We start from the raw sequence: 21,060 nt of genomic DNA, 5'->3' as shown, positions 1-21,060 counted from the left end.
CAGGAACCGTGCTGCTGTCCTGTCGTTGATGGAATGCGGGGGCGTCGGCAAATGTTCCCGGCACCCGGAACTTTTCCGGAAAGATCTGCTTTGGGCAGGCAAAGTGTGCGGTCACGGCACTTCTGGTTCACAATGGGAGGGATGCTTCGGTAGGTCCGGAAAAGTATGAAGAAAATTTTCGGCACCTTCCGGATGACACCGCAACAAGGACTCGAGGTACTTTCATGACGTCGCCGACGAAGAGCGCGCCCACCACCCGCAGCCCTCGCCAGACCGTGCAACGGGCGGCTGACATCGCCCGCCGCTACGGGCTGGAGGGGGCGGCTGATCATGCGGGGAATCTGTTGGACGCGAAGTTCCGCCGCGGCACCGTCGTGGTTGTCGGTGAGGTCAAGCGGGGTAAGTCGTCTCTGGTCAATGCCCTGTTCGGGCGCCGCGGACTGCTGCCGGTGGATGTGCTCACGTGCACCGCGGCACCGATCCGGGTGACGGTGGATCCGGAGGCGGACCCGCAGGCGGAGCCGCGGATCCGGCTGGTGCGGGGTGAGCGGCGCGATGAGATCGGAGCGGATGAGCTGCCCCGGTGGGTGACGGTGGGGGAGGACGGACGCGGCGTCGTCACGCCGGACGGGGACGTCGACCAGATTCCCTCCGCCGCGGAGATCAGCCTGGGGGACAGGCGACTGCCGAAGGTGACCGTCATCGACACCCCGGGCGTCGGTGGCCTGGACGAGCACGCGGTGACCGCCGCGTTGCACGAGGCCCGTGGCGCGGGCCTGCTGCTCATGGTGTGCGACGCGTCGACCCCGATCACGGCCCCGGAGATGGAGATCCTGCGTACCGCGCGGGAGTCGACGGGTGGGGTGGTCGTCGCGGTGACCAAGACCGACAAGAACGTCCGCCGCTGGCGCAGCATCGTCGAGGATGACCGTCGTCTCATCGAGCAGCATCTCGGGGTGAGCGTGCCGGTGATCGGGGTGTCCAGCCTGCGGGCGGCGGACGCCGCCGAGCACCCGGATCCGGAACGGGCCGCCGCCATCGACGAGCGCAGCGGCATCGCCGAGCTGCGTCGGGTGATCACCGATTTCCTGCGTACCCCGCAGGAGCTGGGGGAACGTGCCGCCCTGGAGTCGGTGCGGGCGACGCTCCACGGGATTCACGCGGGCGTCGACAAGGATCTGCGCCTGCACACCGAACCGTCCAAGGCCGTCGAGGAACTGGAGGCGGAGAAGGCGGAACTGGAACAGTTCCGCGAGCAGTCCTCGGAATGGGAGCAGCTGTTCCAGCGGGACATCCAGGTGACCCGCAACCGGATCACCGACCAGCTGGATCAGGACCTCGAGGCGATGCGGGTGGCGTGGACGCAGCGGATTGAAAAGGAGTCGCTGCGGGTGCTGCGGTCGAAACCGCAGGTGTTCACCAGCCAGATCGAGGCGGAGCTCGCCGACATCATGGAACGCACCATCGGCCAGCTGCTCGACGCCATCACCTCCCATGCCCGCAACCTGTTCCCGGACAACCCGGAGACCGCCGCGGAGATCACCGCCTCCGTGCTGGAGACCCTGACCACCGGGGACGTCAGCGGGCGGGAGGTGGACAAGAAGACCAAGAATCTGCTCGACCCCTCCGTAGTGATGATGGGCATGCTCGGCGCCGGTCTGCTCGCCCCGCTCATCCCCGTCGCCCCGCTCGCCGGTGGTGTGTGGATCGGTGTGAACATGGCCTACCGCGCCATGCGCAACGGCAAACAGCACCTGGTCACCTGGCTGCGTGAGACCAGCGGCAAGGCACGCCAGTCGACGACCCGCATCTTCGACACCGTCATCGCCTCCGCCCGCACGGAGATCATGCTCAAGTACCGCTCGGACCTGCGGCGCCGGCAGAAGGAGCTGCAGACCCGGATCGAGGAGGCGCGGCAGCTCGCCCGCGACTCCGAGGCGGGACGCAAGGAGAAGGTGGTGCGGCTGCAGAAGAACGCCGAGATCATCCGCTCCACCATGCAGGAGATTGACCGCCACCTGGCGGCCGGAGGTGCCCGATGACCACCGTCGACCGCAGCGGTTCCCTCACCGCCCTGTCCACCCTCCTCGTCCAGGCGATGGACGCCCTGGCCCAGGGCGGTCCTGACCTGGCCGAACGTGCCGTCGAACTGAAGGACATGGTCACCCGCGCGCCCCGGGTGGCGGTGGTCGGCCGCCTCAAGGCCGGCAAGTCCACCCTGGTCAACGCGCTGACCGAGCACCACACCGCCGCCACCGGCACCCTCGAGTGCACGATGGCCGTCAGCCTCTATCTCGACGGTCAGCCCGCCCGGGCGGAGGTCCTCGGCCTCGACGGCCGCGTCGACCGGGTCACCCTCGGCGCCGGCCCCCTCACGGACCTGCCCCGCCCGCTCGAAGAGATCGACCACATCCGCCAGTACCTGCCGAATGCGCGGCTGCGGGAACTCTCGCTCATCGACACCCCCGGCACCGCCACCCTCACCGTGGAGAACGAGCAGCGCACCCGCCGCGCCCTCATCGATGGCCGCCAGGACACCCGGCGGGCCAGCTCCTGGGCCGACTGCGTGGTGTTCCTCTCCGACTCCGCCCCGCGTGACGACGAACGCGCCTTCCTCGCCGACCTGGGCATGACACCGTTGTCCACGATCGGCGTCCTCTCCCGGGCGGACTCCTTCGGCGCCGGCGCCTTCGGGCCCCGCGACCCGCTCGAGCACGCCCGGGAACACGCGCAGCGCATCGCCGCCCAGCTGGGCACCAGCGTGAGCACCGTGCTGCCGCTGTCCGGCCTGCTCGCCGAGACCGCCGGTACCGGCCAGGTCACCGGCGAGATCGCCCGCAACCTAGCCCAGCTCGCCGATCTCGACCGGGACACGCTTCTCGACGTCGTCGAGCTCGACGACCCCGCTGTCATCGTCCCCGGCTTCACCGCCGCCATGCGCGACGACCTGCTGGACCGGCTCGGCGAGTACGGTCTGGTCCACGGCCGGGCGGTCGCTCGCGACCGCGGCGCCGTCGGCCTGGTCGAGTGGATGACCCGCGCCTCCGGCGTCGAGGAACTCACCGACCTGCTCACCGGCGACTTCGCCTACTTCGCCGTGCTCCAGCGCGCGGTCCGCGTCCTCGACGAACTCGACGAGCTCTCCGCCAGCCACCCCAACCGCGACCACGTCCGCTGGGTGCGCTCAGTGACCCTGGCCCAGCCCGGCATGCACTTCGTCGCCCTGTACCGCAGCTACCGCAACACCATCGCCGCCACCCCGGACTCCCACCTGCTCGAACCGCTGCGCCGCGCCATCACCGCCGTCGACCCCGCCGGGGTGGTCGGCCTGCCGCACGGCACCCCCGCCGACCAGGTCCGGTCCGCGCACGAACAGGCCCTCGGTGAACTGCAGGAGATGGCGATGACCCCGCTCTCGGCCGCCGAGGACGAGGCCCGCGAACGACTCCTCGGCGCCCACCAGGCGGCCCTGCAGGCCATGCGGTGAACCCGTCGGTTGAGCGATCCGACCGGAAAGCGCTCCGGCTTTCCCCTAGGATTCGTGTACAAACATTAATTTCCCCTTGCCCCGAAACATTCAGGAGATCACGACACCATGGCTGACACCTGGCACCTCGCCGTCGACTTCGGCACGAGTAACTCGTCTGCGGCCCACACCGCGCCGATGTCCGGAACCGTGGAGGCGGTCGCCCTGAGCCACCGCAGCAACCTCATGCCCTCGGCGGTCTTCGTCGACGGTGACGGCGACGCCCGCACCATCCTCACCGGTGACACCGCCCTGAGCCGTGGCCGTCGTGACCCCTCCAACCTGCTGCCCAGCCCGAAGCGCTACATCGACCATGATGACGTGCAGCTCGCCGGCCGTGCCGTCAGCCTCGTCGAGGTCGTCGGCAGCGTGTTCACCGGCATCCTCGAGCGGGCCCGTGCCCAGCACGCCGGGCAGGACCCGGAGTCCGTCACCCTCACCCACCCGGAGGGCTGGTCCGTCCACTCCGTCGACCAGCTCGTCGCCGCCGTCGAGCACGCCGGGGTGCCCCGCGACCACATTCGCCTGATCTCCGAGCCAAGGGCCGCCGCCATCCACTACGCCGCCCAGCAGACCGTCACCCCGGGTGAGCACGTCGCCGTCTTCGACTTCGGCGGCGGCACCCTCGACATCGCCGTCCTCGAGGCCGAACAGGGCGGTAACTTCCGCGTCGTCGCCGCCAAGGGCGACAACTCGCTCGGCGGTCGCACCGTGGACAACCTGCTCTACCGCTGGGTCATCTCCCAGGTCGAGCACGACGACCCCGATCTGGCCGACTACCTGCGCAACGCCCCCGTCTCGGTCATGCACTCCCTCGACGTCAACATCCGTGACGCCAAGGAGATCCTCTCCGACACCTCCTCCGCCACCATCACCGTGTCCACCCCCAACGGGGAGCACGACCTGCTGATCACGCGTGACGAGTTCAACGAGGTCATCGCGCGCAGTGTCGACCGCGCCTGCGAACTCACCCTCGCCGCCCTCGAGCAGGCCGGTGTCAACCAGTCCACCACCCCGATCTACATGACCGGCGGCTCCTCCCGCATCCCCTACATGCAGAACCGTCTCGGTGAGATCGGCACCGTCATGACCCTCGACGACCCCAAGACCGTCGTCTCCCGTGGCGCGCTCGCCGCCACCCTCCTCGGCTTCACGACGACCGCGGACGGCAAGGCCGGCCCCACCCGCACCGCCGGTACCGGCCCCGCCGGCGGCAACCCCTTCGCCTCCGGTGGCCCGGCCGCCGCCGGCGCAGGTGCTGGTGCAGCTGCGGGTGCCGCCGGTGCCGGTGCCGCCACCGCAGGCGCCGCTGCCGGTGAGGCATCTACCTCGGGTAATCCCTTCGCCGCTGGCGCGCCGGGTGACGGTGCGCCGGGCGCAGGGCCCACGGATACACAGGGCGCTCCGGTTGGCCAGCCGACCCCGCACACCGCCGCCATGCCCACCGCAGGCGCAGGAGCCGGTTACGGCACTCCGGGTGGTGCCGGTGGTTCCACCGGTGGATCCGTCCCCAGTTCCCACACCACCAGCTCCGGCGGTAGCTCCGGAAAGCTGCTGGGCATCGGCGGCGCCATCGGAGCCGTCGTCGTGGTCGGCGGCCTCCTGTGGTTCTTCCTCGGTGGTGACGATGAGGGCGAGAACACGGCCACCGAAGAGACCACCACGCAGGAGGCCACGGAGCCCACCACCGACGCCCAGGAGACGAGCGCGGCCGCTGCCCCGACCTCCGCCGCAGCGCCGACGGCGGCTGCCAACGGGGGGATCCCGGAGTACTCCTCCCTCGTCGAGCGCGTGCCGGAGGCGCAGGGCGCCCTTCCCGCGCCGTTCCTCGCCACCGTCGAACGTGGCTGCACCGTCACCGAGCCGATCTCCAGCTTCATCGAGGGCCTGGGTGAAGAGGTCATCCAGTGCAACGGCCCCAGCGGTGAGGCCGCCGAAGGCACCCCGGACAACGGCATGTCCCGTGGCTTCCGCTTCGTCTCCACCGGCGACCAGGTGCAGACGGTCCAGGACTTCCTGTCCAACAATGCCGGCTACAACGAGGAGACCATCCAGGAAGCCGGCGACGGTAACCCGGAGATCCGCACCTACACGCCGGCCGACGGCAACGGTGGCACCGGTTACTCCGTGTACTACCCGGACCAGCAGATCCTCATCTATGGTGCGGGCTACATGGGTGATCCAGAGAACGCTGTCGACGACACCCTGCGTTACTGGGGCTTCCTGGCCTGATGAATGAGTGATCCGCCCGGCACCACGGTGCCGGGCGTTCGCCTTTGCCGGTGTCTCACTATAAACGGGGGTAATCGAACGTCTATTCTAGCAATAGGGGTTGACGGTGCCGTTCGTGGCGGTAAACTCGAACATGTAAGCGACAGGGGAATCGTTGAAGAATCGGGGTGACAACGGTGTCACAGCAGATCACACAACTGGTCGACCAGATCGATGCGGCCATGACCACCCTGGCTGACCTCATGGCCGAACCCGACGGCGTTGACTTCCACACCGTCCGGGCTGACTTCATCCGCCTGGAAAAGACCATGAACGCCAAAGCCTATGTCGACGCCTCGTTTGCCTGGCTGGTGGAACGCTCCGACGCCGGCCGCCTCGTCGGGTCCAGTCGACCCATCGACTTCCTCATCACAGCACTCGGGTTGTCCTGGCAGGAAGCCGTCGACCGGGTCGGACGTGGTGAGGGACTGTTCACCACACCAGTCGTGCCACCGATGCCCACCCCGGAGCCTGAGGCAGGTGAGAGTGCGGAAGATGCGGCAGCACGGGAACGACTCTTACGTCAGGAAGAGGCCCGTCGTCGGGAACAGGACGAGAAAGCACAACGCGAAGCCCGGGACCAGGCCCGGAAGGTCGCCGCCGAGAAGCAGAAGATCATCCGGCAGGAACTCCGCACCCTCAATGAGCATTCCTCCCCCAGTCGTGCTGTGCTGCAGGCAGAAGCGTTGAAGGAGGCAGGCCACCGCTGCCCGGAGGATCTGCGGGTCTGGCTGCGCCGTCGGGTGACCAACGCCAATGCTGCCGGACGCCAACCCGACGGGAGAAAGGACCGGTTGGCCGGGCACAAGAAACGCGCCCTGCGTCTGGGTAAGCAGGACACCGACGGCAACGTGAGTATCTCCGGGTCCCTGCCGGCGGATGTGGCTGCGATGCTCACCGCTGCCCTGGCACCGGGACTACGCCCCGGAGCGAATACAGAAGTGCCAGACGACAAGGACAGGCGCAGCCGGGCCCAACGCGGCGTCGATCAGCTCGGTGTGGTGCTGTCACGTCTGCTGTCGGACGAGTCACCGAAGTCCCGTCAGGGGGTTGGTTCGGTGGTGGTCAGCATGACCACCAAGGATGTGGAGGAGATGACCGCAGACAGTCGGTTCCTGTCGAATACCGGGCATCTGTTGTCGGCGTTGGACATCCTCACCCTCGGTGCTGCTGCCTATGACCTGGGTGTGCTGCATGACGTGCAGGGTCAGCCGTTGGCCCTGGGTCGGACGAAACGCACGGCAACCCTGTATCAGCGACTGGCGTTGTTCGCTTATGAGGGGTTGTGTGCCTGCGGTACCTGTGACGGGGCGATGATTCATGCCCATGTGCACCACATTAAGGCGTGGGCCCGGGGTGGGGTGACGGATCTGGAGTACCTGACCCTGGAGTGTCCACCCCATCATGCGGATAACAATGACAACCAGGATGGGGCCGGTGGGATGGGGCATATGGTGCGGGACCCGGAGAGTGGTCGGGCGGGGTGGCAGCCACCGGATGGTGGGCCGATCCAGTTCAACGACACCGAACTACAGGAGTATTCTGCCGGGGCGAAGATCAGGGCCAGGAACAAGCCACCTGATCCACCGGACTTCGATGATCCCAGCCTGTTCGACCTGTCCCCACCTGCTTAGGCGTGAGTGACGCCCGCCGATTCCAGGGCCTGGCGTAGCTTTGTCCGTCCCCGGTTAATGCGACTCTTCAACGTCTGCACGCCCACCTTCTGATGATCGGCGATCTCCTGGTAGCTCAAACCGGCGTACTCCCGGAGGACGATGACCTCCCGGAATTCCGGCGGTAACTCATCGAGCGCACGCCGCATCACCACCGCGGAGGTGACCTGCGAGTCGACGGGGGAATCGGTCGACGGCTCATCGAATCCGGCCTCGGCATCAGGGGTGTCCCGACGGGCGCGGACGATCTGGAGAGCGGCATTGGAGGCGACCCGGTACGCCCATGTGGAGAATCGGGCCTTGGGTACGAAGCGGGGGAGGTTCTTCCAGAGTGCGGTGAGGGCGTTCTGCATGGCGTCCTCGGCATCGTGGCGGTTTCCGGTGATGGACAGGCAGACCGCCCACATGCGGGACTGTGCTCCCGAGGCAAGATCGGCGAAGGCCTTCTGGTCGCCTCCCTGGGCGCGTCGGATGAGATCACGCTCCGCCTCGATGGCGGAGGTGTCGGCCCGGTCAGAACGATTCATCGTGTGTCCACTTCCGCTCACAGGTCGGCCAACGGGTCGTCGAGATCGCCGGGATCCATGTGCTCGGCATAGTCACCCGTGTCGACGTGGCTGCCGGGGTCTCCGGAGTAGTCGTCATCCAGGGGTGCCAACTCGTCGTGGAGGGGCGGCAGATCGAGGTCGCCCTCATCGGTCTCGTCGATGTCACCCTGGTCGGCAGGATCGGCGGGGTCGCCGAGGTCCGCGAGGTCGACGTCTTCCTCGCTGCTCAGGCCGTCCAGGCCCGGATCGACCCCGGGGTCGGGGGTCGACGGGTCGGTCGCCACGGCGAGCATGCTGTCCAGGGCCGTGGGATCGAGCCCTGCATCGGTGCCGTGCAGCTGGTCCAGCGGCGGCAGGACCGCCTGGTCGTCCGGGTCATTCATGTGTTCACCTCCGTCCACCACTTCCTTGGTTGCCGGTGAAATGCACGCCAACGGCGTTTTGTTCCCCGGCGGTGGGAAGTGGTGGGTGATGCTACTGGGACGGGAAGCCGACGAATCGGGTGCTGATGGCCGGTTCGTCGCGGGACAGTGCCAGACCCTCCCAGGGGAGGGTGAGTAGCTGGGCGGCGAGGTGGTCGCGGGATTCGTTGAGCGTGGGCTGCCCGTCGACGACCTGTCCGTCACGGACCAGGGGGACGGTGAGCTCGGCGGACTTGAGGTGCCCCACATCGGGAGTGGAGGCGTCGAAGGGGTAGACGATCTCGTCGACGGCGACTCCGGTGGCCCGGTAGGCGCGCAGGGCCTTCTTGGCTCCGCCTGTCATGGCCTTGCCGCTGGAGCGCTTGGCCACGGGGTGACCGTCGACCTCGACGAGTTTGTACACCATGGAGGCGGTGGGGGCGCCGGAGCCAGTGACCACGGAGGTACCGACGCCGAAGGCGTCGACGGGGTCACCACGGAGACCGGCGATGGCGAACTCGTCGAGGTCGGAGGAGACGACGATCCTGGTGTTGTGCGCGCCCAGTTCATCGAGTTGTCGTCGCACCCGGCGGGTGAGGGCACCGAGGTCACCGGAATCGATGCGGACGCCACCGAGCTCGGTGCCGGCGACCTCGATGGCGGTCTCCACGCCCTTGGTGATGTCGTAGGTGTCCACCAGCAGGGTGGTGTCCACGCCGAGGGAATCGATCTGGGCCTGGAATGCGGCGGCCTCGTTGGGGGTGCCGTCGTCGTTGATGTGGAGCAGGGTCCAGGCGTGGGCGGAGGTGCCGGAGGCGGGGATACCGTAGCGGTAGGACGCCTCGAGGTTGGAGGTGGCCTGGAAGCCGGCGAGGTAGGCGGCGCGGGAGGCGGTGACGGCGGAGTATTCGTGGGTGCGCCGCGAGCCCATCTCGATGATCATGCGGCCGTCGGCGGCGGTGACCATGCGGGCGGCGGCGGAGGCGACGGCGGAGTCGGCGTTCATGATGGAGAGGATGACGGTCTCCAGGATGACGCACTCGGCGAAGGTGCCGCGGACGGTGAGCAGCGGTGAGTAGGGGAAGTAGAGCTCACCTTCCCGGTAGCCGTCGATCTGCCCGGTGAAGCGGTAGTTGCGCAGGTACTCGAGGGTCTGCTCGTCGAGGAAGCTGAGGTGTTCGAGCTGGTCCTCGGTGAAGACGAAGTCCTGCACGGCGCGCAGGACGCGGGCGGTGCCGGCGACGACGCCGTAGCGGCGTTCGTTGGGTAGGCGGCGGGCGAACACCTCGAAGGCACATTCGCGGTGGGCGGTGCCGTCGCGGAGAGCCGCCTGGAGCATGGTCAGCTCGTACATGTCCGTCAACAGTGACGTCGACCTGTTCGACGGCAGGGATGCTGGCTGGGTGTCATGTGTCATCTGGTTCACACCGCCAGCTTAGATCAGGAGCCGGTCAGAAGAACTGGACGGCGACCCAGACGCGGTCGTCGGCCTGGGCGATGCCGATGCCGGCGTAGACGTGATCGGGGTCGAGAATGACGGCGGTGTGGGCCTCGGAGTGGAGCCAGGCGTCGACGATGGCGTGGCCGCTGGCGCCCTCGACGGGCAGGTTGACCTGGATCATGGAGACGTTCTCGGGCGTGGGTTCCTCGACGCCGAGGCAGGCGGAGCGCTCGGCCCAGCGCTGGGCCTGGAACTGTCGTTCAGCGAGGCCGAGGGCGACCGGGGGAACGAATTCCTCGGCGCGCAGCTCTTGGATCGCCTTGTAGACCTCCGAGCGCATCTTCTCGAGCCTGACCTGGTCGGAGGGGGCGGGGTCAATGTAGGCGCAGTCGGGCCCCTCGTCCGGGTCCGGCGGGGTGGTGAAACCGGCGCCGAAGAGGACGGACATGATCAGCCCGATGATGCCGGCGCCGATGCTGAGGCTGCCGAGGAGGTCGCGGAAGGCGGCGGGATCACGCAGCGGGGCGGTCCAGTCGCGGGGCCAGGTCAGGGGCATGGGTCACTCCTCCGAGATGCGTGATCGTTAGGTACGTGCTGTGAGGCTGATAGATCGCGTGTGTCAATGAACGTACCCTGCCCCCGTGGCGGGTACCAGCCGAACTGTCAGAAGCGGGGGACCGTGACTAGGCTGTGTGCCATGAACCGTCCACTCCACATGAGTTCGCCGATGGCGTCCCCGGAACTCGATGAGGCTGTCGAGGTCAATGTCGCGACGGCGGAGAATCTGCCGTGGATGTGCATCGTGTGGGACGATCCCGTCAATCTGATGAGTTACGTGACCTACGTGTTCCAGACCGTGCTCGGGTATGACCGGAAGCGGGCGACGGAGCTGATGATGCAGGTGCACACCGAGGGGAAGGCGGTTGTGTCGACGGGGGAGAAGGACAAGGTCGAGGGTGACGTGAAGAAGCTGCACACCGCGGGCCTGTGGGCGACGATGCAGCAGGCGGGATAGACAGATGCAGGCATGGAAGCGGAGGAAGGGGCTCATGCGGGCCCCGAAGTTCACCACCGTGCTGGAGCCGATGGAGCGGGAGGTGCTGGGGAACCTGACGGCGACGGTGAGTGAGGCGATCATCAAGCGGGCGCAGTCGGTGCCGGAGGACCCGTTGGCGGAGATGACGGGTATCGCCTCGGGGCACAAGGACGCGCCGAAGGATCCGGCCCTGGCCCGGCTGCTGCCGGACTTCGAGCGGGAGGGCGATGAGGAGTATGACGGGGACAATTCCCTGCTCCGGAGTCTGCACGAGAATGACATCTGCCGGGCGAAACTGGCGAATCTGCAGGTCATCGCGGAGGCGGTGGGCCCGGACGGCGGTGTGGAGCTCACGCTGACCGAGGAGGAGGCCCGTGCCTTCATCGCGGGTCTCAACGATCTGCGCCTCTATCTCTCGGCGTCGGCGACGAATCAGGATGTCGCGGACCTGGACCGCGACAGCCTCGTGGAGTGGCTGGGTTACAACCAGGACAGCCTGCTCACCGCGCTCGTCGGCTGACCCCATGCTTGTCGACGTCCCCGGGCTCACCCTCGGCCACACCTCTCTCGGTGACACGGGGGTCACCGTCGTCGTGGGGCCCCGCCACGGCATGACCGCAGGCGTCGATGTCCGCGGTGGGGGACCCGGTACCCGGGAGACGGACCTGCTGGCCCCGCACAACACCGTCGACCGGGTCCACGGGATCGTCCTGGCGGGCGGTTCGGCCTTCGGCTTGGCCGCCGCCGACGGGGTGATGGGGGAGCTGGAGCGTGCCGGGTACGGGTTCCCCGTCCTCGGCGAGGGGGTGCCCGGTCCCCGGGTGCCCATCGTCCCGGGCGCGGTCATCTTCGATCTCCTCGTCGGGGATCCCGGTCACCGGCCCACCGCGGAGGACGGGGCGGCGGCGACGCGCGCGGCGCTGGCCGGAACGGATGTGGAGGGGATGCGGGCGTCGGGAAGCGTCGGTGCGGGGACCGCGGCGACGGCCGGGGTGCTGCGCGGGGGGTACGGGCAGGCGTCGATACGCGTGGGGGAGTACGTGGTGGCGGCCGGGGTGGTGGCCAATCCCGTCGGGGAGGTCATTGATCCGGTGACGGGGCGGTTCCACGGTGATCCCACCCTGCCGCCGGTGGATCCCGGGCGGCTCCGTGGTCTCGCCCGCCCTGAATCATCCCTCAACACGACGATCGGGGTGGTGGCCACCGACGCGCCGGTGACGTCCGCGCAGGCCACCCGCCTGGCGATGGTCGGCCACGACGGCATTGCCCGCGCCGTCCGCCCCGCCCATTCCCCACTCGACGGCGACACCCTGTTCGCCGTGTCCACCCACCCGGAGGCCGGCGGCGTCGACATTCCCACCCTGGCCGAGCTGTGCCGCGCCGCCGCCGAGGCCGTCGCGGCGGCGATCGTCGACGCCGTCGTCCACGCCGCCCCGGGGCATGATCTGGGGACATACCGGGAACTGCTGGCCGATACCCATTAGTCTGGGAGCATCATGAGCCAGTACCCGATGCCCAACCCGTATCAGCAGCCGTACCAGCCGCTGCAGCCGTCGCCGACCGCACCGGCACCGTCGCTGCGGGAGACCGCCCGCCGCCGCTTCCGCTCCGGGCTGTCGTTCGCGGCGCTGTACGTCATCGTCATCTGGGCGGTGCACCTGATCAACGGACTGCTGTTCGGCGGGGTCCTCATCTTCTTCGGTATCCACCCCCTGGACCTCTCCTCGATCTGGCATATATTTACATCTCCGCTGCTGCACGCCGACTTCGGGCACCTCATCTCCAACACGGTGCCCGGCGCGGTGTTCAGTTTCCTCATCGGCATGTCCGGCAAACGGGTGTGGTGGGAGGTCCTGGCCTTCGTGGTCATCGTCGGCGGGCTGGGTACGTGGCTGCTCGGCGGGGTGGGCACCAACCACATCGGCGCCTCCGGCCTGGTCTACGGCTGGCTGGGATACCTGCTGGTCAGGGGAATCTTCAACCGCAGCCTCCCCCAGATCCTCGTCGGTGTCGTCCTCGGCGTGTTCTACTCCGGCCTGGTGTGGGGCGTGCTGCCCGGCACGCCCGGGGTGTCGTGGCAGGCGCACCTGTTCGGCGCGCTCGGCGGCATCCTCGCGGGTATGTTGATCACCTCGGATGATCCGCCAGCGCTGAAGGCCCGGCGGGAGCGGAAGGCGCTCGAGCGTGGGCGGCGTTCCTGACCTGTCCGCAGGCGGGGAATTCGGTCCAGTGGTTCACTTGTCGTAATATTTTCAGCCATGAAACCTGATCGCAGTGAGCCCCTCTCCGACCGGGAGCTGGCGGCGTGGCTGGATTTCTGGACCCTCCATCACGTCCTGCCCACCCGACTGGACGCGCAACTCAAGCGCGAGTCGGGTCTCAGTCACATCGAGTTCGCGGTGCTGGCCAAGCTCAGCGTCACCGACGGGTACCGCAAGCGCATGTCGGAACTGGCGGTGGACACCGGCTCGACCCTGTCGCACCTGTCCCGGGTGATCAACCGCCTGGAGGACAGGGGGCATGTCCGCCGGGTGCCGGACATCGCGGACGGTCGTGCCACCCTCGTGGAGCTGGCGGACATCGGCCACGCCATGGTGGGCCGGAGCACGGGGGCCTACGCGGCGGAACTGCGCCGACTGGTCTTCGACGCCCTCGACGAGCAGGAACAGGAGCAGTTCTGCCACCTCATGGGCCGGCTCGCGGGCACCCTGCGGGAGGAGTGAGGCGTCCGGGCCAGTCCGGGCCAGTCCGGGCTAGTCCGGGCTAGCATGGGGGCCGTGACCAAGCCTTCCCGCGTGACCCCCGACCGCCCCGGCCCGGATGCCCCCATCGGCATCTTCGATTCCGGTGTCGGCGGGTTGACGGTGGCGCGTACCATCATCGACCAGCTGCCGCATGAGTCGATCATCTACATCGGCGACACGGCGAACGGCCCCTACGGCCCGCTGCCGATTGCGCAGGTCCGCGAGCACGCGACCCGGATCGCGGATGAGCTGGTGGAGCGGGGCTGCAAGATGCTCGTCATCGCCTGCAACACCGCCTCCGCCGCGTTCCTCCACGATGCCCGCGAGCGTTACGACATCTCCGTGGTCGAGGTCATCCAGCCCGCCGTACGCCGCGCCCTGGCCACCACCCGCAACGGGAAGGTCGGCGTCATCGGCACGGTGGGCACCATCAACTCCGGGGCGTACCAGGACCTGTTCTCCATCAACCCCGGGGTGGACGTGTACGCGCAGGCGTGCCCGAGCTTCGTCGACTTCGTGGAGCGGGGCATCACGTCGGGGCGGCAGATTCTCGGGGTGGCGGAGGCGTACGTGGAGCCGCTGCAGGCGGCGGGCGTCGATACGCTCGTCCTTGGATGCACCCACTATCCGCTGCTCTCCGGCGTGGTGCAGCTGGCCATCGGCGACCACGTCACCCTCGTCTCCTCCGCGGAGGAGACCGCGAAGGACGTGCTGCGGGTGCTCACCCGCGCCGACCTGCTCGCCGACCCGGCACGCCACCCGGAACCGACCCGCGTGTTCGAGTCGACCGGCGACCCGGAGAAGTTCGCCCAGCTGTCCGAACGCTTCCTCGGCCCCGGTCTGTCCCAGGTGACACGCACGGCGGCGACGTCCGAACGCTAGGTTTTTCCGCGTTGCGTTAGAGAAAACCTGCTGGGCATGGCACAGTGGCTACATGAAGTTGACCATCCTCGGCAGCTCCGGAAGCGTGAGCGGGCCGGTCAATCCCGCGTCCGGATACCTCGTGACCGTGGAGAACTCCCCGTCGGTCCTCGTGGACATGGGCCCCGGTGTCCTCGCCCGCCTGCAGGAGCGCCAGGATCCCTGTGACGCGCACGTGGTGTTCAGCCACCTGCACGCCGACCACTGCCTCGACTTCCCCTCGCTCATGGTGTGGCGCCGGTTCCACCCGACCGCCCCGGCGAAGGGACGCAACCTCTGCTTCGGCCCCGAATCCACCCCGGAGCATCTGGGCCGGTTGTCGGCGGACGGGGACGTCGTCGTCGACGACATGTCGGACACCTTCGCCTTCGCCCCGTGGCGGGTGGGGCAGGAGCACATCGTCGACCGGGTGAGCATCGTCCCCTTCGACGCCGTCCATCCGGTGCCGGCGTACAGCCTGCGCATCACCGAGCACACCACCGGCAAGGTCATCGCCTACTCGGGTGACACCGGCTGGACCGACAACCTCGTCGACGCCGCCCGCGACGCCGACCTCTTCCTCTGTGAGGCCACGTGGGGCGCCGGCGACGGTGACTTCCCGCCGGACATGCACCTGTCCGGGGCGGAGGCCGGCCGCGCCGCCCGCCTGGCCGGGGCGAAGCGTCTCGTCCTCGTCCACATCCCGCCGTGGGGCGACGTCGACGCCACCCTCGCCGCCGCCCGAGCCGAGTTCGACGGGCCGGTCGAGGTCGGTTCCCCGGGCATGGAGATCGAGTTCTAGCCGGATGACCGGGGCCGGGTAGCCTGGGGCGCATGACTTCCGACTTCACCCGTGCCGACGGCCGCGACCTCGACCAGATGCGTTCCGTGCGCATCACCCGCGGCTTCACCTCCAACCCCGCCGGATCCGTGCTCATCGAGTACGGCAACACCCGCGTCATGTGCACCGCCAGCGTGGAGGAGGGCGTGCCGCGATTCAAGAAGGGCTCCGGCGAGGGCTGGCTCACCGCCGAGTACTCCATGCTCCCCGCCGCCACCCACGACCGCATGCCGCGTGAGTCCATGCGCGGCAAGGTCAAGGGCCGCACCCACGAGATCTCCCGCCTCGTCGGCCGGGCTCTGCGCGCCGCCGTCGACCTGTCCAAGCTCGGCGAGAACACCATCAACATCGACTGTGACGTCCTCCAGGCCGACGGTGGCACCCGCACGGCCTCCATCACCGGTGCCTACGTCGCCCTAGCCGACGCGATCGCCGTGCTCCAGGACGCCGGTGTGGTCCCCGGCCAGCCGCTGCTCCCGCCGGTGGTCGCCGTCTCCGTCGGTCTCGTCGACGGCCACGTGTGCCTCGACCTGCCCTACGAGGAGGACTCCCGCGCGGAGGTGGACCTCAACGTCGTCATGACCGAGGCCGGGAAGTTCGTCGAGATCCAGGGCACCGGCGAGCACGGTGACTTCGGCCGTGAGCAACTCACCGAGATGCTCGACGTCGCTGAGAAGGGCTGCCGCGAGCTCGTCGCCGCCCAGAAGGCCGCCCTGGGGGTCTGATGCAGCTGCTCGTCGCCTCCAACAACGCGAAGAAGCTCGGCGAACTGCAGAAGATTCTTCACGACGCCGCCGTGCCCGACATCGAGCTCCTCCCGCTGTCCGCGGTGGCCGCCTACGACGAACCCGTGGAGAACGGCCGCACCTTCGCCGACAACGCGCTGATCAAGGCCCGTGCCGGCGTCGCCGCGACCGGCCTGCCCACCATCGCGGATGATTCGGGCCTGGCCGTCGAGGAACTCAACGGCATACCCGGTGTGCTCTCCGCCCGCTGGGCCGGCCGCCACGGCGACGACGCCGCCAACAACGCCCTGCTGCTGGCGCAGATGGCGGATGTGCCTGACGAGCGCCGTCACGCCGCCTTCGTCTCCGTGTGCGCCCTGGTCACCCCGGACGGCAGGGAGCACGTCGCCGAGGGGCGCTGGGAGGGGACCCTCCTGCGTGAGCCGGTGGGGGACAACGGTTTCGGCTACGACCCGCTGTTCCGCCCCGCCGACGATGTCGCCGCGGGCCGCTCCTCCGCGCAGCTGACTCCCGGGGAGAAGAACGCCCTGTCGCACCGCGGCCGGGCACTGGCCCAGCTGGTGGAGGTCATCGCCGACCTTGCGGGCTAGGATGCCAGGAATGACCCCGCTGCACACCGACGACCCGCGTAACCGACCGGCCCACCCCTCCGGTGAGCGCCAGTACGTGCTCACCCTGGGCTGCCCGGACGACACCGGAATCGTGGCCAAGCTCGCCACCTTCCTCGCCGAGAAGGGTGGCTGGATCACCGAGGCCGCCTACTTCACCGACCCGGAGAACAACTGGTTCTTCACCCGCCAGGCCATCCGGGCGGAGTCCGTCTCCGAATCCATCGAGGAGCTGCGCGAGGCCTTCGAGCCCATCGCCGCCGAGTTCGGTCCCCGCGCCCAGTGGCGGCTGTGGGACACCGCCGAACTGAAGAAGGCCGTCCTCCTCGTCTCCCGCGAGGGCCACTGCCTGCATGATCTGCTCGGCCGCGTGGCGGAGAATGACTACCCCATGGAGGTCGTCGCCGTCGTGGGCAACCACGAGAACCTCGCCTACATCGCCGAGAACCACGGCGTGCCGTTCTACCACGTGCCCTTCCCCAAGGACGCCGTGGGCAAACGGCGCGCGTTCGAGGAGGTCGCGGAGATCGTCAACGGCTACGAGCCCGACGCCATCGTCCTCGCCCGCTTCATGCAGATCCTCCCGCCCGACTTCTGCGAGATGTGGGCCGGGCGGGTCCTCAACATCCACCACAGCTTCCTGCCCTCGTTCATGGGTGCCCGGCCGTACCACCAGGCCCACAAACGCGGCGTGAAGCTCATCGGCGCGACCTGCCACTACGCCACCCCGGATCTCGACGACGGGCCCATCATCGAGCAGGACGTCATCCGGGTGACCCACAAGGACACCCCGGAGGAGATGCAGCGCCTGGGCCGCGACGCCGAGAAGCGCGTCCTCGCCCGCGGCCTGCGGTACCACCTCGAGGACCGCGTCCTCGTCTACGGCAACCGCACCGTCGTCTTCGACTGACCGGTTCAGGCGAGCTGGAACTTCTCCTTGACCTCGCGGCGGCGGTTGGCCTCGACGATGAAGGAGAGGAAGGGGACCACGCCCGAGATGGCGGTGGTGAACCAGACGACCGGGGTCCAGCGGGCCTTGAGCCCGAGGTTGAGGGTGGCCAGCAGGTAGATCATGTAGGCCCAGCCGTGGAGGATGGCCACCCAGGTGGCCCAGGTGGGCATCTCCATGTCGAGGACGTACTCCATGACCATGCGGACGACCAGCAGCAGCAGGAAGACGCCGGTCACCCAGGCGGCGACGGAGAAGATGCTCAGCGCGGTGCGCACGCGCTTCTGGCGCTCGGGGTGGATCTTCGGGGCGGTCTGGGTGCTCATGGGGTGCTGTCTCCGGGGTTTCGGGGTGCTCGGGGGTCTCGGGATGCGCGGCGGCGCGGGGTGTTGAGCTCGTTGAAGGTGTCGACGTCGATGGTGGGACGTTCGGGAAGGAAGCCCTCGTCGATCTCGGTGACGCGTTCGCCGAACTGCTTCTCGTCGGCCTGGTAGAGGAAGTCGGGGTCCTCGGCGTTGTTCCTCGCGTCGATCATGTCGTTCTCGTACTCGAGGTACTTGCGGTACGCGAAGATGAAGAAGGCGCCGAACAGCGGCCACTGCAGGGCGTAGCCGAGGTTCTGGAACGTGCCCGACCCCTCCTGGAAGCGGCTCCACTGCCACCAGGCGAGAGCGAGGGTGCCGATGACGGCGAGGGTGAGGAAGACCAGGTGCGAGGCCCGCACCTTCTTCCGTTCCCGTTTCGGTCCCTTGTTGTCGCTCACGAACCCATACCCTACCTCCTATCCATCGAAAGGTGGAGTCCGGGTTGTGACGGTGCCGCACCAGCTCCGTTGTATGATTCCGAGAGTCACGCGCCCGTGGCGGAACTGGCAGACGCGCTGGATTTAGGTTCCAGTGTCTTCGGACGTGGGAGTTCAAGTCTCCCCGGGCGCACCACAATTTTTCTTCTCGGGGGAGAGGATGTTCGGCGGCAGGGGGGACGCCCGGTGCTGTATTTTGTTCATCGGCGAGCCGCGCGGGCGGGTCGGCCGTCTCGGAATGGTGACCTGCGGGAACGGCAGTTTTCACGGCGAATGGCGACGGCCAAAGTATAAGCTTTCGGAGATGTGTTGTGGAACACTGTAGGGGTAGTAATTTCCGCATACGTTCCAGGGTCCACCACACCGGTGGTCGGGCCCTCATCACCTTCCGAAGGGATCGTCAATGGCTACGAATTACGAGGGCAACCGCCCCCAGGATGCGGCGAAGGACGAAGCAGCCCGCGTCGCCGACCACGCCAAGGGGGCCGCGCAGGATGTCGCCGGCTCCGCAACCCGAGAGGCACGTCAGGTCGCCGGAGAGGCCACCGACCAGATCCGTTCCCTGGTCTCCTCGGCCCGCGATGAGGCTTACGTCCAGGCGGCCGGCCAACAGGAGAAGCTGGCGGGCCAGTCCCGAATCGTCTCCGACGACCTGCAGCGACTCTCCCGGGGCGAACGCCCGCAGTCCGACCTGGTTAACCAAGGCCTGTCCGTCGTCTCGCAGAGGGTGGAGGAGTTCACCACCCAACTCGAGAGCAAGGAGCCGGCGGAGCTCGTCCGGGACGTGCGCCGATTTGCCGCCCGCCGCCGGAATCGGGCTCGTGGCCGGCCGGCTGACCCGCGGCCTGTCTGACGGGGATGACGAGCACACGGCAGCCGGCCAATACCGCATTCCGTCGGCGCCGGGCGCCTACGGCCCGCCGTCGACCAACCCGGGCGCCCCGGCAGTGGCCGACGGTGAGCCCGGTTATGACGAGACCCCCGAGTTCACTGCCACGGGGCAGCACTTCGGGCGTCTTCCGGGGGAGGATGTGCCGGACGTCGATCCCGCGCGTGACCCCTTCACCGGCTTCGACCACCCGGAGGATCGACGATGACATCAGGTCAGTATCGAGCCGGTGGCTCGACCCCCGCAGGGGAGACCCCCGCAGGGGAGACCCCCGCCTACGGACGTTCGCACCCGGCCCCGGATTCTGAGGCGGAGGTGCGTGCCCGGAACGAGTCGCTCGGCGAGATGTTCTCGAGCTTCTCGCGGAACATCTCGACGCTCCTCCGGCAGGAGGTCCAGCTGGCCAAGGCGGAGGCCACCCAGACGGCGAAGCAGGGTGGAACGGGTGCGGGCATGGTCGCCGGTGCAGCGCTCGGTGGCGTCTTTACCCTCCTGTTCCTGTCCCTGGCACTGATGTGGGCGCTCGGTTCTGTGATGCATCTCGGCTTCGCCGCAGTCATTGTCGCGGTGATCTGGGCTGTCGTCGCAGCGGTGCTCGCGGCTATGGGTAAGAAGCACTTCGAGAAGATGAAGGGTCTGCCTCAGACCCAGGAAACTGTCGCGGAAATCCCGCCGACTCTCAATCCCACCAAGGAGACCCCATGAGCAACAACCCTGATGAGATCCGTGCAGACATCGAGCGGACCCGAGGCAACCTCGGCCGGGACGTTGACGCCCTCGCCGAGAAGGTCGATCCCGGCAAGGCCGTCAACCGGCAGGCGGACAAGCTGAAGTCCCGCTGGACCGACCTGCGGGAGTCGGTGTTCGGCAGTGATGATGACGCCGGCGTCGCCGGCGATCAGCGCTACTACGGCACCGGGGGTAGCGGCCAGGGTCGCGCCTCCCAGTGGACCGAGGATGCCCGTGACGCCGCGGGCAACGCTCCGGACACCATCAAGCGCAAGACCCGCGGTAATCCCCTGGCGGCCGGCGCGATCGCCCTGGGTGCCGGTTGGCTGATCGGTTCGCTCCTCCCGTCCAGTCGGCAGGAGCAGAACGCCGCGGCGATGTTCAAGGATAAGGCGGAGCCCTTGGTCGACGAAGCGAAGTCCGTGGCGCGAGATATGGGGGACAGCCTGCAGCCGCAGGTGCAACAGGCAGTCTCCGACGTCCAGCACAGTGCGCAGGAGAGCGTCGCCCGCGTGAAGGAAGAAGGCCAGCAGCGGACTGCGGATATCCGGCAGGAGTCCCGGCACGCTGCGGAGAACGTCCGCGACACCGCCCGTGACAACTGACCTGCGTCGCGCGTAACGCACTGGGCTGCAGCGGTCCGCAACCGCCGTCGAGACGGTTGCGGGCCGCTAGTGTCGGGGTGATGAGCATCGACCGGATTCTGGACGACTTCTACGAACGTCGCGGCATCGTCCCGCAGGCGGACGTGGTGCCGGATCACGCCTGTCAGGTGTTCGGGCCCGCCCCTGTGACCGATGTCCCCGACTCCGATGTCAGTGGTGATGGTCACAGAACGGCGGATCCGGAGGGGGAGCTGGACGCGGCGCGGGGGGTCGTCGAAAAGCTGCTTCGTTCCTAGACAAACGCATTTTTCCGCGGTTCCTGCGCTGGGGGAACCGGCGAATCCCTCACGT

25 protein-coding genes and 1 tRNA gene are annotated in these 21,060 nt (G+C 68.2%); 20 read left to right on the top strand and 6 right to left on the bottom strand.

From position 1 onward, the window contains the following. The first annotated feature begins 224 nt into the window (after positions 1-224). The 4 genes from QP029_RS01130 to QP029_RS01115 all read left to right on the top strand — a co-directional run bounded on the left by QP029_RS01130 (position 225) and on the right by QP029_RS01115 (position 7,431). Positions 225-2,042, top strand: coding sequence for a dynamin family protein (locus QP029_RS01130; protein ID WP_284875089.1), 1,818 nt, complete (start codon positions 225-227; stop codon positions 2,040-2,042). Beyond that, positions 2,039-3,487, top strand: a complete 1,449-nt coding sequence (locus QP029_RS01125) for a GTPase (RefSeq protein ID WP_284875088.1) — start codon at positions 2,039-2,041, stop codon at positions 3,485-3,487. Before QP029_RS01130 ends, QP029_RS01125 begins: the two co-directional genes overlap by 4 nt. Before the next feature lie 108 nt (positions 3,488-3,595). Further along, the gene (locus QP029_RS01120; RefSeq protein WP_284875087.1) at positions 3,596-5,758 is read left to right on the top strand and encodes an Hsp70 family protein; all 2,163 of its coding nucleotides are present in this window, start codon (positions 3,596-3,598) and stop codon (positions 5,756-5,758) included. A 176-nt stretch (positions 5,759-5,934) separates the two neighbouring features. Beyond that, positions 5,935-7,431, top strand: a complete 1,497-nt coding sequence (locus QP029_RS01115; RefSeq protein WP_284875086.1) for a DUF222 domain-containing protein — start codon at positions 5,935-5,937, stop codon at positions 7,429-7,431. Here QP029_RS01115 and QP029_RS01110 read toward each other — a convergent pair. The 4 genes from QP029_RS01110 to QP029_RS01095 form a co-directional block, all read right to left on the bottom strand. After that, the gene (locus QP029_RS01110) at positions 7,428-7,997 is read right to left on the bottom strand and encodes an RNA polymerase sigma factor (protein ID WP_284875085.1); all 570 of its coding nucleotides are present in this window, start codon (positions 7,995-7,997) and stop codon (positions 7,428-7,430) included. The two genes, QP029_RS01115 and QP029_RS01110, sit on opposite strands and share 4 nt — an antisense overlap. A gap of 17 nt (positions 7,998-8,014) precedes the next feature. Next, the gene (locus QP029_RS01105) at positions 8,015-8,401 is read right to left on the bottom strand and encodes a hypothetical protein (protein WP_284875084.1); all 387 of its coding nucleotides are present in this window, start codon (positions 8,399-8,401) and stop codon (positions 8,015-8,017) included. Positions 8,402-8,492: 91 nt separating this feature from the next. After that, on the bottom strand, positions 8,493-9,836 hold the full coding sequence (locus QP029_RS01100; RefSeq protein ID WP_284876111.1) for a nicotinate phosphoribosyltransferase: 1,344 nt from the start codon (positions 9,834-9,836) through the stop codon (positions 8,493-8,495). A gap of 34 nt (positions 9,837-9,870) precedes the next feature. Next, entirely contained in the window at positions 9,871-10,416 is a 546-nt protein-coding gene (locus QP029_RS01095; protein WP_284875083.1) for a CAP domain-containing protein, read from the bottom strand. Positions 10,417-10,587: 171 nt separating this feature from the next. Between QP029_RS01095 and clpS the strand changes: the two genes are divergently transcribed. From clpS to purU, 10 genes are read left to right on the top strand one after another with little or no spacing between them, the layout of a single operon-like run. Continuing rightward, complete coding sequence (clpS, locus tag QP029_RS01090; RefSeq protein ID WP_284876110.1) at positions 10,588-10,875, top strand: ATP-dependent Clp protease adapter ClpS; 288 nt, start codon at positions 10,588-10,590, stop codon at positions 10,873-10,875. A 4-nt stretch (positions 10,876-10,879) separates the two neighbouring features. Further along, entirely contained in the window at positions 10,880-11,416 is a 537-nt protein-coding gene (locus tag QP029_RS01085; RefSeq protein ID WP_284875082.1) for a DUF2017 domain-containing protein, read from the top strand. A gap of 4 nt (positions 11,417-11,420) precedes the next feature. Further along, on the top strand, positions 11,421-12,380 hold the full coding sequence (locus QP029_RS01080; RefSeq protein WP_284875081.1) for a P1 family peptidase: 960 nt from the start codon (positions 11,421-11,423) through the stop codon (positions 12,378-12,380). 12 nt (positions 12,381-12,392) lie between these two features. Continuing rightward, a complete protein-coding gene (locus QP029_RS01075; protein WP_284875080.1) occupies positions 12,393-13,097 on the top strand; it encodes a rhomboid family intramembrane serine protease in 705 nt (234 codons plus the stop codon). A 57-nt stretch (positions 13,098-13,154) separates the two neighbouring features. After that, complete coding sequence (locus QP029_RS01070) at positions 13,155-13,619, top strand: MarR family winged helix-turn-helix transcriptional regulator (protein ID WP_284875079.1); 465 nt, start codon at positions 13,155-13,157, stop codon at positions 13,617-13,619. A gap of 54 nt (positions 13,620-13,673) precedes the next feature. Beyond that, positions 13,674-14,522, top strand: coding sequence for a glutamate racemase (gene murI, locus QP029_RS01065; protein WP_432418690.1), 849 nt, complete (start codon positions 13,674-13,676; stop codon positions 14,520-14,522). A 52-nt stretch (positions 14,523-14,574) separates the two neighbouring features. Then, the gene (locus tag QP029_RS01060; protein ID WP_284875077.1) at positions 14,575-15,342 is read left to right on the top strand and encodes an MBL fold metallo-hydrolase; all 768 of its coding nucleotides are present in this window, start codon (positions 14,575-14,577) and stop codon (positions 15,340-15,342) included. 32 nt (positions 15,343-15,374) lie between these two features. Then, the gene (rph, locus tag QP029_RS01055; RefSeq protein ID WP_284875076.1) at positions 15,375-16,106 is read left to right on the top strand and encodes a ribonuclease PH; all 732 of its coding nucleotides are present in this window, start codon (positions 15,375-15,377) and stop codon (positions 16,104-16,106) included. Then, positions 16,106-16,717 carry an RdgB/HAM1 family non-canonical purine NTP pyrophosphatase gene (gene rdgB, locus QP029_RS01050; protein WP_284875075.1) on the top strand — a complete coding sequence of 204 codons (612 nt, stop codon included), beginning with the start codon at positions 16,106-16,108 and terminating at the stop codon, positions 16,715-16,717. Before rph ends, rdgB begins: the two co-directional genes overlap by 1 nt. Positions 16,718-16,727: 10 nt before the next feature. After that, the gene (gene purU / locus QP029_RS01045) at positions 16,728-17,645 is read left to right on the top strand and encodes a formyltetrahydrofolate deformylase (RefSeq protein WP_284875074.1); all 918 of its coding nucleotides are present in this window, start codon (positions 16,728-16,730) and stop codon (positions 17,643-17,645) included. Between the two features lie 5 nt (positions 17,646-17,650). On the opposite strand, the gene QP029_RS01040 is transcribed toward purU, so the two are convergent. Next, the gene (locus QP029_RS01040) at positions 17,651-18,010 is read right to left on the bottom strand and encodes a DUF3817 domain-containing protein (protein WP_284875073.1); all 360 of its coding nucleotides are present in this window, start codon (positions 18,008-18,010) and stop codon (positions 17,651-17,653) included. Further along, a complete protein-coding gene (locus QP029_RS01035) occupies positions 18,007-18,447 on the bottom strand; it encodes a hypothetical protein (RefSeq protein WP_284875072.1) in 441 nt (146 codons plus the stop codon). The genes QP029_RS01040 and QP029_RS01035 overlap by 4 nt, the downstream gene beginning before the upstream one ends. 90 nt (positions 18,448-18,537) lie before the next feature. Here QP029_RS01035 and QP029_RS01030 point away from each other — a divergent pair. The 6 genes from QP029_RS01030 to QP029_RS01005 all read left to right on the top strand — a co-directional run bounded on the left by QP029_RS01030 (position 18,538) and on the right by QP029_RS01005 (position 21,005). Continuing rightward, positions 18,538-18,622, top strand: a tRNA-Leu gene (locus QP029_RS01030). 267 nt (positions 18,623-18,889) lie between these two features. Further along, positions 18,890-19,339, top strand: a complete 450-nt coding sequence (locus QP029_RS01025) for a hypothetical protein (protein ID WP_284875071.1) — start codon at positions 18,890-18,892, stop codon at positions 19,337-19,339. Then, positions 19,308-19,583, top strand: coding sequence for a hypothetical protein (locus tag QP029_RS01020; protein WP_284875070.1), 276 nt, complete (start codon positions 19,308-19,310; stop codon positions 19,581-19,583). The genes QP029_RS01025 and QP029_RS01020 overlap by 32 nt, the downstream gene beginning before the upstream one ends. After that, on the top strand, positions 19,580-20,080 hold the full coding sequence (locus QP029_RS01015; protein ID WP_284875069.1) for a phage holin family protein: 501 nt from the start codon (positions 19,580-19,582) through the stop codon (positions 20,078-20,080). The genes QP029_RS01020 and QP029_RS01015 overlap by 4 nt, the downstream gene beginning before the upstream one ends. Further along, on the top strand, positions 20,077-20,709 hold the full coding sequence (locus tag QP029_RS01010; protein ID WP_284875068.1) for a DUF3618 domain-containing protein: 633 nt from the start codon (positions 20,077-20,079) through the stop codon (positions 20,707-20,709). Before QP029_RS01015 ends, QP029_RS01010 begins: the two co-directional genes overlap by 4 nt. 80 nt (positions 20,710-20,789) lie before the next feature. Continuing rightward, positions 20,790-21,005, top strand: coding sequence for a hypothetical protein (locus QP029_RS01005; RefSeq protein ID WP_284875067.1), 216 nt, complete (start codon positions 20,790-20,792; stop codon positions 21,003-21,005). Positions 21,006-21,060: the final 55 nt, after the last annotated feature.

It is taken from the genome of Corynebacterium suedekumii, assembly GCF_030252185.1.
GTDB classification, from domain to species: domain Bacteria; phylum Actinomycetota; class Actinomycetes; order Mycobacteriales; family Mycobacteriaceae; genus Corynebacterium; species Corynebacterium suedekumii.
This window is presented reverse-complemented; position numbering and strand designations above follow the sequence as displayed.